Annotated in this window: 12 protein-coding genes; 6 read left to right on the top strand and 6 right to left on the bottom strand. The window is 62.2% G+C overall.

Annotated elements, in window-relative coordinates:
- Positions 1-524: 524 nt before the first annotated feature.
- Positions 525-797, top strand: coding sequence for an exopolysaccharide production repressor protein (locus AC56QP_RS15570; protein WP_489859106.1), 273 nt, complete (start codon positions 525-527; stop codon positions 795-797).
- Positions 798-814: 17 nt separating this feature from the next.
- Here the strand turns inward: AC56QP_RS15570 and AC56QP_RS15565 are convergent, their stop codons facing one another.
- The 6 genes from AC56QP_RS15565 to AC56QP_RS15540 all read right to left on the bottom strand — a co-directional run bounded on the left by AC56QP_RS15565 (position 815) and on the right by AC56QP_RS15540 (position 6,698).
- A complete protein-coding gene (locus AC56QP_RS15565; RefSeq protein WP_489859107.1) occupies positions 815-2,659 on the bottom strand; it encodes an ABC transporter ATP-binding protein in 1,845 nt (614 codons plus the stop codon).
- Entirely contained in the window at positions 2,652-3,515 is an 864-nt protein-coding gene (locus tag AC56QP_RS15560; protein ID WP_497109056.1) for a phosphoenolpyruvate carboxykinase (ATP), read from the bottom strand. The genes AC56QP_RS15565 and AC56QP_RS15560 overlap by 8 nt, the downstream gene beginning before the upstream one ends.
- Before the next feature lie 109 nt (positions 3,516-3,624).
- Positions 3,625-5,475, bottom strand: a complete 1,851-nt coding sequence (locus AC56QP_RS15555) for a lasso peptide isopeptide bond-forming cyclase (protein ID WP_489859109.1) — start codon at positions 5,473-5,475, stop codon at positions 3,625-3,627.
- A gap of 128 nt (positions 5,476-5,603) precedes the next feature.
- Positions 5,604-5,981, bottom strand: a complete 378-nt coding sequence (locus AC56QP_RS15550) for a lasso peptide biosynthesis B2 protein (RefSeq protein ID WP_489859110.1) — start codon at positions 5,979-5,981, stop codon at positions 5,604-5,606.
- A gap of 118 nt (positions 5,982-6,099) precedes the next feature.
- Entirely contained in the window at positions 6,100-6,414 is a 315-nt protein-coding gene (locus AC56QP_RS15545; RefSeq protein ID WP_489859111.1) for a PqqD family protein, read from the bottom strand.
- A gap of 131 nt (positions 6,415-6,545) precedes the next feature.
- On the bottom strand, positions 6,546-6,698 hold the full coding sequence (locus AC56QP_RS15540) for a lasso peptide (protein ID WP_010913078.1): 153 nt from the start codon (positions 6,696-6,698) through the stop codon (positions 6,546-6,548).
- A gap of 531 nt (positions 6,699-7,229) precedes the next feature.
- On the opposite strand from AC56QP_RS15540, the gene AC56QP_RS15535 reads away from it, so the two are divergent.
- From AC56QP_RS15535 to AC56QP_RS15515, 5 genes are all read left to right on the top strand, one after another.
- Positions 7,230-8,360, top strand: coding sequence for a nucleotidyltransferase family protein (locus tag AC56QP_RS15535; protein WP_489859112.1), 1,131 nt, complete (start codon positions 7,230-7,232; stop codon positions 8,358-8,360).
- A gap of 79 nt (positions 8,361-8,439) precedes the next feature.
- Positions 8,440-9,459: a glycosyltransferase family 2 protein gene (locus AC56QP_RS15530; protein WP_489859113.1), complete on the top strand. Its 1,020-nt coding sequence runs from the start codon at positions 8,440-8,442 to the stop codon at positions 9,457-9,459.
- Between the two features lie 281 nt (positions 9,460-9,740).
- Positions 9,741-10,142, top strand: coding sequence for a hypothetical protein (locus AC56QP_RS15525; protein ID WP_489859114.1), 402 nt, complete (start codon positions 9,741-9,743; stop codon positions 10,140-10,142).
- A 153-nt stretch (positions 10,143-10,295) separates the two neighbouring features.
- Positions 10,296-11,159, top strand: coding sequence for an endo-1,3-1,4-beta-glycanase ExoK (gene exoK / locus AC56QP_RS15520; protein WP_489859115.1), 864 nt, complete (start codon positions 10,296-10,298; stop codon positions 11,157-11,159).
- 67 nt (positions 11,160-11,226) lie between these two features.
- The gene (locus AC56QP_RS15515; protein ID WP_489859116.1) at positions 11,227-12,558 is read left to right on the top strand and encodes a UDP-glucose dehydrogenase family protein; all 1,332 of its coding nucleotides are present in this window, start codon (positions 11,227-11,229) and stop codon (positions 12,556-12,558) included.
- Positions 12,559-12,614: the final 56 nt, after the last annotated feature.

Raw genomic sequence — 12,614 nt, 5'->3', positions numbered from 1 at the left:
GCCTACTGAAATAGTCGCGTCATGAATTGACTAAATAATAAGCTCGCCATGCACAAATTTCGAGATATTTAGCACATTTGTGACAATAAATGGGCATAGGCGAAAAAAAGGGGGCGTCTTTGGGGCGGTTTTTAGGCGAGGCGCCCTATCTGCCGGAGCGCGGAACATACCACTGCTTTAGTGCTTCGTGATACTAGGGAGAAATAACATAAAATACTAGTTAATATCGGATCCTCTACTGATAGTTGATGGCCGCGGGAGATCGGGCGAAATCCCTCCGTGTGCATTGCACCATGAGTGAGTCGTTCACAAAAGCTCCAATTAAAAATATGTCCAGTTGCCCTTGCCGCCTATTGCTCGCCTTAATAGAATTGCAAATTATACCTGTCAGAGTACCGACAGGTTGGAAAGGCCGGAAGCAACCGGCCGAGAGTGGGCGACTTAACAAGCCCACATGACAAGGGACGGCGCTCGGGTAGGGCAATCGTTGGATATAACCCGAGCCGGTTTATGGGCTGTTGGGTATGGCACTTCCAAAATTCATCGTTGGGATGATCTTCGCTCTGGCGATCGTCGTTGGCTGGTCCTGGTTGGGCGGGGCTTCGACAGGCACGATACTGGTGCGCGTCATCATTTGCGCCGTTGTCATTCAGGCGGGTTACTTCGTGCTCGTCTATGCCATGATCGCCGGCAGCGCGCCGACGCCAGCCGACATGGCTCGCGACGCCGAAAGAAAGTTGAGCACGACCGAGGTGGGCGAAGGCGACAAATTGGGCGCCAGGCGCAGCCTGCACTAACTCGGCCGCATCCGGGCTCAAGCCACGTCCGCAGGTTCCCTCTCGGACTGCTCGCCCGACAGCATCCTCGACAATCGGCTTCCGGCCTTTGCCTTCAGCCGCTGATATTGCCCGACTTCAACGATACGGCCATGTTCCATTGCCACCACCCAGTCGGCGAACGCTATCATCGACGGCCGGTGCGCAATGGTCAGGATCGTCATCGTGCCGCGCAATCCATCGATCGACTTGGCGATCAGCGACTGGTTCTGCCAGTCGAGCGCACTGGTGGCCTCGTCCAGGATGAGCAGGGACGGCTTGCGCAGCAGCGCGCGCGCCAGCGCGATGCGCTGGCGCTCGCCGCCCGAAAGCCGAACGCCCCGGTCGCCGACCACCGTCTCGAGCCGGAGGTCGAGCCGCTCGACGAATTCGCCGGCATGGGCGGAGCGCAGCGCCGTCCACAAATCCTCGTCGCTGGCCTGCGGCGCGGCAAGGCGCAGGTTCGCCGCGATCGTGTCATGCAGAAGGAACACGTCCTGCGGCACATAGGCTACCTGACCGCGCCAGCGACGGCGATTGGCGGCATCGATCTCGACGCCATCGACGAGAATCTTGCCGGCGGTAGGCTCGAGCAGCCCGAGCAGCATATCGGCGATCGTGCTCTTGCCTGATCCGGAGGGGCCGATGAGGGCGGTGACCTTGCCCGCCGGCAAGCCGAAGGTGATGCCCGTGACCACCGTCTTGCTCGGATCATCGCCATATCCGAAGGAAACGTCCCTTATGTTGAGCCCGGTTGCCAGCGACAGTTTGCCGCCTTCGCCGGCTTCGGCGTCGCCCGGCTCGCGCTCGGCGTCGAAACGCGTCTGGAGGCTGCGCATCGCCGCATAGGCGGGCAGATTGATCAAGACCTGCTGGGCCTGCGTTTGCATGTCCATGAAGCGCGGCGCGATGCGCATGAAAACCAGCAGCAGCACGACGATCTCGGCCAGCGACAGGTTGAAGTGGACCAGCGCCACATAGATGAACAGGCTGAGGCCAACGACGCTCGCCACCTGGAACAGCGCGGTGCCGATCGTGCTGTTGCGCACATAGTCGATGTTGTCGGCTTTCATCCTTTCGAGGGTCGACTGCAACTGCGCGAAATAGCTCGCCTCGACGTTCAGGCTCTTGGCCACCTTGATGCCGCCAAGGAATTCCGAGACCGTCCGGTACTGGTCTTGTCGATTGGCCGTCAGAACCCGGCCAAAGGCGGTGGCCCGCGCCCGAAAGGGCTGCAGCGCCACGAACATCAGGATGCCGATCACGACGGCAAACAGCGTCATCACCGGCGAGATGAACACCGAAACCAGGAGATAGCCGGCCAGAAGCACGGCGATCTGCACCAGCATCAGCAGCGAGAAGGCGGCGCCCTGGACGCGGTCGATGTCGCCGGTCAGGGCATGGTCGAGATCGGAACTGCGCATGCGCGTGAAGACGCCCCAGCGCGCCTTGCCGATGCTCTCGAACAGGTTCATGCGCAGGCGGTTGATGAAATCGAACAGCAGTTTCGCCATGTAGACCGACTTGAAGCGGTTGAAAGCCGCCTGCACGGCGACCAGCGCGACCAGCGCGCAAAGCACCGTCGTCAGTTGCAGCGTTCCGTCCGGCACCAGCCAGCGCACGAAATCATTGTTCGGCAGCCTGACCGCGAAATCCTGGTCGGCGCGCCCGACCAGATGCAGCAGCGGCACGAGCAGCAGGATGGAGATGCCTTCGGTCAGGCTGCCCAGGATCAGGAAGAGCAGCGCCGTCCAGGTTCGCCGCCCGCCGATCTGGGCAATGACGGCGCCGAATGCGGCGACGTCGCGAAACAGCGACAGGCTGAAGACCGATGACCTAGACATCGCCCGCCAGATCCCTTTCGATCAGGGTCACGGCCTCGTCGATCCGCTCGAGGCCCGTCGGTACCTCGAGGCGACACACGCCGACATGGTTCGCTATTCCTGAACATTGCCGAAGATGCGTCGCCGCGAAATCGTCGGGCAGGGCCGCGCGGCCGAAACGCGTCACATAGGAGAATTTGATGATTGCCGGCAAGGCGGCGATGCCGGGCAAGGGCGTGATGTCGGCCTTTTCGCCGCGCTCCAGCATATAGATCCTGCTTGCCGGCACCCTGTCGCCGGAAAAGGCGCCATTCAGGCGATGCTGCATCTTGTCGATCGCCGGATGCGCTTGCGGCCGCACTTCCGCGTCCCTGAATGAGATCGCGGCCGCCGCATCGGCAGCCAGCTTGATCTGCGGGAAACCCGGAACGATCATCGGTTGGTTCGGATTGGTCAGGTCCAGGGCCACCACGTCATCGGTAAGCAAGTCATGTCCGGCACGGATCATCGCGCTTGCCGTCGTCGATTTGCCAGCACCCTTGTCACCCATGAAGATAGCGCTCCTGCCCGCCACGGCAATGGCGCTGGCGTGCAGGACGAGCAGGCCGCGCCTGTGCAGCAGCAGCGCCAGCACCGGGCCCAGCAGCGGAAACGCGAGCAGCGCGTCGTCGACGCCGTGCGCCGGCTCGACGTCGATGCGGCGACCGTCGGTGATCAGGAACGCGCCGACAGCGTCCCATGCCAGATACTGCCGGTCCCGCTCGAAGCGGAAGTCGGTCGCGGCCTCGGGGGAGGGCTTCGGAAGGTCGATCGTGCCGACGGCGATCACGACATCCGCCGCCGCCGGTGCCGTCGGCTCCAACTCGGGCAGCAACACTTCGGACGCGATGGTCAGGCCGTAGGCCCGATAGAAGCGCCGCTCTCGCGCCCCCCGCCATGCGCAAGGGGATGACCTACGTCCCGGGCGAGCGGCGCGTTGCGAGGCATCATGCGGGGCTCCCGCCGGACTGGACCTGCCGCAGCCAGAGCGACAATGAAGCCGAGCGCCAGACATACTGGACATCCAGGGGGGCTGCCTGGTCAGGCTGGCGCTGCAGCCGCGCATAGGCTGCGCTGACCTCCGGAAGGTTGACGTAGGGTGCTATGCGGCTGGAATCCGAAACGAGCAGCTGTTCCAGCAGGTCGCGGTGGTTGCGCAGCATGCCATTAACGAGATTGGAGGTGAAATCGATCTTGTCGCGCCGCCATTGGACCGCCGCCGGCAGGATGCCCTCCATGGCGCGGCGCAGCACATAGCGGCCAAACCCGTGGCTGAGCTTTTCTTCGCCCGGCAGCGCCAGGCAGAACTCCACCAGCGGCTTGTCCCAGAAGGGATAGCGCGGCTCGACGCCGAAATTGGCCGCGGCCTTGTCGAGAACCTCGAAAGCATGCGGCACATAGCCGTTTGAAAGGATCCAGCGATGGCTCAAGGCATCGCTGGCCTTGACGCCGGGCGGCATGTAGCCGGCACGGTGAAACCGGTCGACAAGCTCGGTTCGCCTGGCCAGGTCCGGATTGATCAGGTCGCGCCAGCTTCGGCCGCGCGGCGCCTGTGCCGGCTTGCGGATCCTGTTCAGGACGCGGTTCGCTACCTGTCTCAGCTTCGCGATGCGCCAGGCCGGCCCGTAGATGGTCAGGAACTGGAAGTACATGCCGAGCGTGCTGTCGCCATAGGTATCGGAGGCACTGCGGATCTCACGCCACAGGTCCATCCACCGCCCGGCATTGGCAAGCTCATGCAGATGGCCATGACCTTGCGAAACGACCTCGTCGCCGCCATGGCCGTCCAGCAGTACCTTGATGCCATTGGCGCCCGCCGTCCGGTAGATGCCGCGGGTGAGCGTGAGGCCCGGTGCCAGGAACGTTCCTTCCTGCTCCTCCAGCACGCGTTCGAATTCAGCGAACGGCGCATAGTTGCCGACCGGAATCAGCGTCGCGTCAACCTTGTTCTGGTCAAGCACGGTATCGATGAACGGGCGTTCGTCCATCGACGAGCCCTTCTCGAAAATCAGGGAGAAGGTGGGCAGCTTTGGCCTGTGCGCGGCGGCATTCTGCATGCCGGCGACACAGGCGATCGACGAGGAATCGAGGCCGCCGCTCAACATCGCGCCGATCGAAGAGGTTCCCCGCATGCGGTTGCGGACCGATTGCGAGAACAGATCGGCGAATTCCTCGGCCGCATCCGAGCGCATCGGTCGCGGCGACGGCTCGATCTGCCAGTATCTGCGCAGCACAACCTGTTGCGCGGTGACGGTGAGGCTGTGACGGGCCGGCAAGCTGAAGATATCGTTGTAGGGCGTCGATTGCGGGTCGTCGGGAAGCCCGGCCAGGAAACCCGAGATTTGGTGTTCATTGACGCGCGTGCCGACCCCGTCGACGCCAAGGATCGGACCGATCTCGGAGGCAAAGACGAAATGCCGGTCCGCCGCGTGGTAGTAGAACGGTTTGACCCCGAAATGGTCGCGCGCGCAAAATAGGAGCTGTCGCTCGGCATCCCATATGGCGAAAGCGAAATCGCCTTGCAACTGCATGGGGCAGGCTTCGCCCCAGCGCAGATAGGCCCGCATCAGCAATGTCGCGTCGGCGACTGACCTGTCCCGGATGCCCAGCCTGGCCAGCAGTTCGTCACGGTTGTCCAGGCGGCAATCGGCGGTGATGGCCAGCTTGCCGCCGGCCATGGTCAGCGGACCGGGGCCGGCTTCATCGGTGGTGTTGAGCCAGGAGTGGCCAAGGGCGATGCCGGTGTCCAGCCACCACGAATTTCCGTCAGGGCCACGATGACGCATGCGCGCCAGCATCTGCTGTATATCCGCTGCGGCGACCGCCGGAGCGTGTCCCCGGACCGCCGGAGCGTGTCCCCAGGCCGCCGCGTGTCCTTGGACCGCTGCCGAGTGTCCCTGTCGCAGCAGGATTCCGGCCACGCCGCTCATCGGCTGCCGTGATCGACGAGATGGGCGAAACCGTCGATCGATCCGCCAAGCACGACGTGGTTGTCGCTGACCAGCCAGGCATGCGCTTTGAGCTGCTCGCCGGTGCCGCGTTCGATGCCGATGCGGATCTTCGAGGCATTGCCCTGGCGAGCGAGAATGTACTGGCCTGAAAGCGCCTGGGTCAGGCAAGTGGCGCGCGGCACGAAACGGGCGGCGGCGGCAACGCCCCACGCGACACGGCGCAGTTCGCCCATGCTGGCGCACTGACGCGCCTCGAGCCGCGTCACCAGGCCGCGGACACGGTTGTAGGACAGCAGCGTCAGCCCCAGCCGAACCGCCGTGACCACCAGCAGGCAGCGAGCGAGGAAGACCATTTCCGGGCCGCTCAGGGAGAGAACCCTAAGCATACCTCGCTGGCGCTTCGTCTGCTTAGGGCGTTTTTCTGTCGCAGGTTCCTGTCGCAAAACCGTGGCCCACTTTTGCGGAACCTGCTTAGACAAGTTCCTCATGATGCAGCCTCGCAAGCCCATTGTCCGCCAGGCCCTTCAGCAATGCGTCGACGTCGGATTTGCAACGCGTCGGCTCGACATTGTAGCGCGCAAGCACAGCGCCGCGGATGTCCCCGATCGACTTCGGCTCCTGGATCAGGTCCCAGATGAAGGCGCCGACGCCATTCAGGCTGTAATAGATGTTGGATTTCAGGTTGAGCAGCGCCAGGCCTTCGCCAAACTCGCAAGCCACGGCGTCCTTGGTCGCGCTCACCAAATCGTGGTCGGCCAAATCGTGGTCGGATGGGTTCCAGTTCATCACCAAACCTCGCTTACACTACGCTTCGATAGTTCCCGGCAATGAAGGGGGAGTCGGAGGTTTTGGCCCCCGACTCTCTTGTTTTTGCATCCAGAGTCCCAACGTCGTCACTCTGGAAGTTTATGATAGGCTCAGGAAAACGTCAGGTCGCCGATCGGCGTATGCGCGGGGAACGATGCATCGATCGCCGTGCTGCCGCCGCCGCCCTGGGTGATGGTTTCAATAGAACCATGTACCGTCAGGCTTGGCGTTTCGTATTCATGCTTTTCAACATTCTGTTCCATTTTACTCTCCAATAAAGACTGGAAACGGCTTGTCGAGTGCCGTCAGCAATTCTCATGCTGCGGCGCAATAGCTGCATGGCAGCATTTATGAGTCAAGCCTGATTTACCAAGCGTTAATCAATTACGGGTTGCGGCCGTCGCGATACGTGTAAGAGATGCCTAAAACCTGACATCTTTCAAGCTGAATCCTTGGGCGTCGGCGCTATGGCGATGGTGATTCTTTAAGCATTTGATTTTGCTTGCATAAAATATTTGCCTGAGCGCCTTCTATTTAGGCATCGCTAAAAAAGGAGTTTCTTTTGGCAAGGGCCGGCTGAAACGCCTTGGCAGGGGTGATGTCTCGCCGGAATTTGCGCTGCCTTTCAGGTCATGAAGCAAACGCTATGGTTGCAGGTCTCTCCCGCTGCAAAAGGGCAAAATTTCGCACTGCAAAAGGAAAGGCTTTACGGCATCGAGGTTTTTGGTGATGCTTGCTTCGCACTTGCAGCATAGGCGGCGAGCAAATTACTTCTTGAGGAGACTGTGCGCTAAATGGCCTTGCCGGACGGTTCATACGAACGATTGCGGGCCGCCGACTGTGCCGACGAGATCGCCTATGTACAGGCTTGCCTGCGCTTGTATTTCGCGGGGGCGGGAGCCATTGCCGGCGACATGTCGATGCCTTGCCTGGCCGTCGCCAATGTTGCCGACATTGCCAGGTTGAACAAGGTCGCGACCTTTGTCCTCAAGGCGCTGTCGCGCGCGCCGGTGGGTGAAAGACCGACCGAGCTTTTTCACTGGTTGGACACCTACCGCAGGAGGACGGTTTCGATGAACGCGTCCTGCATGATGGATTCGATGGCGATCCATGACGTGCTGCGCGCCAGGCAGATCGATTTTGTCTTCCTCAAGGGCCCGTTCCAGCAGCAGCTGCTCTATGACGACCATTTCATGAAGCCTTCCGGCGATGTCGATATTCTGGTTTCGCCGGCCGGGTTTTTCCCGGCGCGTGAGGCGCTACGCTCGATCGGCTACGAGGTCGCCGGCAAGTCGCGCTCCGTCTGGTGGGTTCGCTTCCTTGGCGAACAGCATATGACGCGCGGCGACGGGCCGAGGCCGTCCACGGTCGATCTTCACTATCGCCTCCAGCAGCCCGGCTCGCCGAGCCCGCGCGATGCGGACGGGTTTCTGCGGCGCAAGCGACAGCTCGAGATCGCCGGTGCCATCGTGCCGTTCACTTCGGCGGCCGACACTTTGCTTCTGTCCTGCATCAGTGTCGCCAAGGCGCTGTTCAATCGGGAACCCTGCGCGGGCTATGTCTGCGATGTTCGCGCCAGCGCCAGCCGCCTCGACGAGGCGGATCAGCAGCTAGTGCTTGACGCTGCGGTCCGGCAGGGGCTGGACGACACGCTGCTGCTTGGCCTGCGCGCCGCCGATGTACTGCTCGGCGGCGCCGGCACGCTGCTGTCGGAGCGGGCCAAACGAATCCTGTCACGCATCGGCAATGAGGACCTGCTCAACATGGTCATCGCGCCGTGGCTGTCGTCCCTGCGATGGCCGCAGCGGCGAACGGTGCTGTGGGAATTGTGCGGCCGTGCGCCGGTCCGCTATCTGGCCGAGGCGGGCTGGGCGGCGTCGGCCGACATCAGCCGCCGCATCTTTGAACGGCCGGGCAGTCAGTGATGAAAAGCATATCGGGCATCGAGTGGGTACGGGGCGAAAACAAGTCGGTATCACCTGTACGAGAGGCAAATCCAAGTCGATGACTACCAAACCCCAGGTCTGCGTGATCATCGCGGCCCGCAACGCGGCGCCGACGATCGCCGTCGCCATCGCGTCCGCGTTGCGCGAAGCGGAAGTGGCGGAGGTCGTCGTCGTCGACGATGCTTCCACCGACGACACCGCGACAGTCGCTCGATCCGCCGACGACGGCAGCGGCCGACTCACGGTGATGCGCCTCGATGTCAATCGCGGTCCTTCTTTCGCCCGCAACGCGGCGATCGCCGGTTCAAGGTCCCCGTTCATCAGCATTCTCGACGCCGACGATTTTTTCCTCGAGGGCCGGTTTCGCAACCTGTTTGCCGGCGCCGACTGGGATTTCGCGGCGGATAACATCATGCTCATCCGGGACGATGCGACCGGCGACGTGACGAAAATCGTCGCCCCGCAATTCGCCGCCGAGCCGGAATTCCTCGATTTCGAGCGCTTCGTCGAAGGCAACATCTCCAGGCGCCGTGTGCAAAGGGGCGAACTGGGCTTCCTCAAGCCTGTCATCAGCCGTGCCTTCCTCGACCGCCACGGGCTGCGCTACGACGAGAGCTTGCGCCTGGGCGAGGACTATGAGCTCTACGCGCGCGCCGTCGCCCGCGGGGCACGGTTCAAGGTCATCCGCTCATGCGGCTACGGCGCCATCGTCCGCGCTGATTCGCTGAGCGGTCGTCACAAGACGCAGGACCTGGAACGCCTGGCCGATGCCGATCTGGCGTTGTTGGCGATCGAAACCCTGCCGGAAGGCTCGAAAGCGGTGCTGAGGCGGCACGAGCGGCACGTGCGCGACAAATTCCGGTTGCGCAATTTCCTCGACGTCAAGGCCGAGCGGGGGCTGGCATCGGCCGCGGCCTATGCGCTGGCGAGTCAATCCAACCTCGTTCCCATCGTTCGCGGCGTTGCCGCCGACAAGCTCGAGTCGCTGTTTCGCCGCGCCGGCTTCACCTCGAAACGGAGCCGTGTGCCGCCATTGCGTTTTCTGATGGCCGGAACCAGTACCGGCAAGGAGCGTTGAGGGTGTCCGGCGCGTCCGGTTCGTCCACCAGCGCCGGCCTATCCTTCAAACCATTTCGGACGGATTTATGAGTTTACGAATTGGGTGGTTGCCTCACGGCTCCGGGGATGGCAGTCTATGTTGCGGTGCAGCAAATTAGACGACCAGCCGAACTGGCCCCGATCGGATTGGTCTGATGTCTCTCCCGTCAGAGGAGCAGGACGGTGCAATTTTTGAACCCCGGTTGCGGGGATCGGCCACAAACCCGGCCTGGAAGCCGACGATGACAGGAACCTGAACTCATGGCCTCGATATTCGGCTTCAGATCAAGGGATCCGGCCCGCGACCGGCAGACCGACGGTTCGCGACTTGATCGTTTGGCAAGGCTTTTCGAACAGATCGCGGCCGAGATCGAGACCGAGAGAGCCGGACTTGAGAATCGCTATCGGACAAAGTCGACCAACGCCGCCTTCCTGGTCGAGGCGATGGAAAACGGCTCCGCCTCCGACCGTCGGTCATCCGAAGTCAGCGCGCTGACGGAGTCGATCCTGAACTGTGAGCGCCGCATCGCGGCGCTGTCGCGCCAGAACGGCATGATGAAGGAAATCCGTCATTCGCTGGACGTGGTCTTCCACGAGGATGGCGCGTCCGATTCGGCCACCCCGGCGGAATTCGCCAAGCCGGCAGGCGCTGGCAGGGCGTAAGAGTGAAGGCTCGGGAACTGTTGCAACAGATTTGATGCGAGGCAGGAAAAGCAATTCGGGAGGGTCACGTAGGAGATCAGGGTTGGCCCGTTTAGAAGCGGTTCGAATGTCGACTTTGGGTTGGGGGAAGCACAGCACAAAGGTGAGTTTGGTATGAATTCGGATCCGAAAGCTACGTCCACCATCGCAACCGGCGGAACGCCGTTCACGCCTCCGGCCAAGCAAGCCGGCTTGAGGCGGCTGAGTTCGATCAGCGCGTTGCTGCTCGCCGCTCTCGGCAGCCTGTCAACGACCCCTTCTCATGCCCAGGACATCCCGACATCGCCGTCATTCGTGGACGATTTCAAGAGCTTCGATCGTGCGCGCTGGTATGTTTCCGACGGCTGGAACAACGGCAGCCATCAGAATTGCACCTGGTCGAAGGGCATGGTTGAGCTTTCGGACGGCGTGCTGTCTCTCGGCTTCGAAAAGCAGAAGCTGAAGGACCGCGAGTTTGTCTGCGGCGAGATCCAGACCAAGCAGCGCTTCGGCTACGGCACCTATGAGGCGCGGATGAAGACCGACACCGGTCCCGGTCTCAATGCGGCGTTCTTTTCCTATATCGGCCCCACCGACAAGCAGCCCTGGGACGAGATCGACTTCGAGGTCCTGACCAAGGACACCTCCAAGGTGCAGGTCAACGCCTATATCGACGGCAAGGGCAAGAACGAGAAGCTGGTCGACGTCGCGGGCGGCACCGAAAAGGCCTTCAACGACTACGCTTTCGTCTGGCAGAAGGACAGCTTGCGCTGGTACCTCAACGGCCAGCTCGTCAACACCATCACCGACCCCGCGAAGCTGCCCACCCATGCGCAGAAGATCTTCTTCAGCCTGTGGGGCAGCGATACGATGAAGGGTTGGATGGGTGCGTTCGCTGATCCTGGCCGCAAGCTTTCGCTGCAGGTCGAGCGCGTTGCCTTTACCGCGCTCGGCGAGCCCTGTCAGTTTCCGGAATCGCTGGCATGCAGCGTGAAGTAGTTGGGAAAGTCGAATTGAACTGGCCGGGCCGACAACGGTCCGCCGCCTTGAATGGGAACGAAACCGAATGAATTTGACGGTGTTTGGAATTGGCTATGTCGGTCTCGTGCAGGCGGCGGTGCTTGCCGAAGTCGGCCACCAGGTGGTGTGCGTCGACATCGACGCAGGCCGGGTCGAGCGGCTCAACCAGGGTCTCGTGCCGATTTTCGAGCCGGGGCTGGAGAGCCTCGTCAAGGAGAACCACGCCGCCGGTCGCATCAAGTTCACCACTGATGCCGCGGCCGCCGTCAGGCATGGCGAGATCCAGATGATCGCGGTCGGCACGCCGCCCGGCGAGGATGGTTCGGCCGATCTCAAATATGTGCTGGCGGTCGCCGAGACCATTGGCCGGGAAATGGACGCGCCCAAGATCGTCGTCGGCAAGTCAACCGTGCCGGTCGGCACCTGCGAAAAGGTAAAGGCCAGGATCGCCGAAACGCTGAAGAAAAGAGGTCGTGAGGACCTCGCCTTCGACGTCGCCTCGAATCCGGAATTCCTCAAGGAAGGTTCCGCAGTCGCCGACTGCATGAAGCCGGATCGCATCATCGTCGGCACCTCGAGCGAGGGCACCGAGGCGGTGATGCGCGAGCTCTACGCGCCGTTCAACCGCAACCACGAGAAGATGATCGTGATGGACGTGCGCAGCGCCGAATTCACCAAATATGCCGCCAATTGCATGCTGGCGACCAAGATCAGCTTCATGAACGAGATGGCCAACCTGGCCGAACAGCTTGGCGCCGACATCGAGGAGGTCCGCAAGGGCATCGGCAGCGATCCGCGCATCGGCTACCATTTCATCTATCCGGGTCTCGGCTATGGCGGCTCGTGTTTTCCAAAGGACGTGCGGGCGCTGATCAAGACCGCCGAAGGCGTCAAGTTCGACGCCAAGCTGCTGCGCGCCGTCGAGGAGCGCAACAACGACCAGAAATCCGTCCTGTTCGACAAGGTAAACCGTTATTTCAAGGGCAATCTCAAGGGCAAGACCTTTGCGCTGTGGGGCCTGGCCTTCAAGCCCAACACCGACGACATGCGCGAGGCGCCGGCGCGTGTGCTGATGGAGGCGCTCTGGAAGGCCGGCGCGTCTGTGCAGGCCTATGATCCCGAGGCGATGCAGGAGTGCCAGGCCATCTACGGCCTGCGCGACGATCTGCTGTTGTGCGGCACCAAGGAAGCGGCACTGCGCGGCGCCGATGCGCTGCTGATCGCCACCGAATGGAAGAGCTTCCGCGCTCCAGCCTTCGACGCGCTGAAGGACGCGCTGACCACGCCGGTCATCTTCGATGGCCGCAACCTGTATGACCCCAAGGTCGTCGCGCGCCACGGCATCGAATACCACTCGATCGGCAGAATCGCGGCGTGAGACCGGGCGAGGAGAGCGGGAAGCAGAATCTGGTGGGCGCGCTCGGCGCGGAAAGG

The sequence above is a fragment of the Mesorhizobium sp. RCAM 05104 genome, assembly GCF_059683645.1.
This window is presented reverse-complemented; position numbering and strand designations above follow the sequence as displayed.

Bases quoted from the DNA above. Each gene is read 5' to 3' on its own strand.
- AC56QP_RS15570 (WP_489859106.1), top strand. From the start codon at position 525: ATGGCACTTCCAAAATTCATCGTTGGGATGATCTTCGCTCTGGCGATC.
- AC56QP_RS15565 (WP_489859107.1), bottom strand. From the start codon at position 2,659: ATGTCTAGGTCATCGGTCTTCAGCCTGTCGCTGTTTCGCGACGTCGCC.
- AC56QP_RS15555 (WP_489859109.1), bottom strand. From the start codon at position 5,475: ATGCTGGCGCGCATGCGTCATCGTGGCCCTGACGGAAATTCGTGGTGG.
- AC56QP_RS15550 (WP_489859110.1), bottom strand. From the start codon at position 5,981: ATGGTCTTCCTCGCTCGCTGCCTGCTGGTGGTCACGGCGGTTCGGCTG.
- AC56QP_RS15545 (WP_489859111.1), bottom strand. From the start codon at position 6,414: ATGAACTGGAACCCATCCGACCACGATTTGGCCGACCACGATTTGGTG.
- AC56QP_RS15540 (WP_010913078.1), bottom strand. From the start codon at position 6,698: ATGGAACAGAATGTTGAAAAGCATGAATACGAAACGCCAAGCCTGACG.
- AC56QP_RS15535 (WP_489859112.1), top strand. From the start codon at position 7,230: ATGGCCTTGCCGGACGGTTCATACGAACGATTGCGGGCCGCCGACTGT.
- AC56QP_RS15530 (WP_489859113.1), top strand. From the start codon at position 8,440: ATGACTACCAAACCCCAGGTCTGCGTGATCATCGCGGCCCGCAACGCG.
- AC56QP_RS15525 (WP_489859114.1), top strand. From the start codon at position 9,741: ATGGCCTCGATATTCGGCTTCAGATCAAGGGATCCGGCCCGCGACCGG.
- exoK (WP_489859115.1), top strand. From the start codon at position 10,296: ATGAATTCGGATCCGAAAGCTACGTCCACCATCGCAACCGGCGGAACG.
- AC56QP_RS15515 (WP_489859116.1), top strand. From the start codon at position 11,227: ATGAATTTGACGGTGTTTGGAATTGGCTATGTCGGTCTCGTGCAGGCG.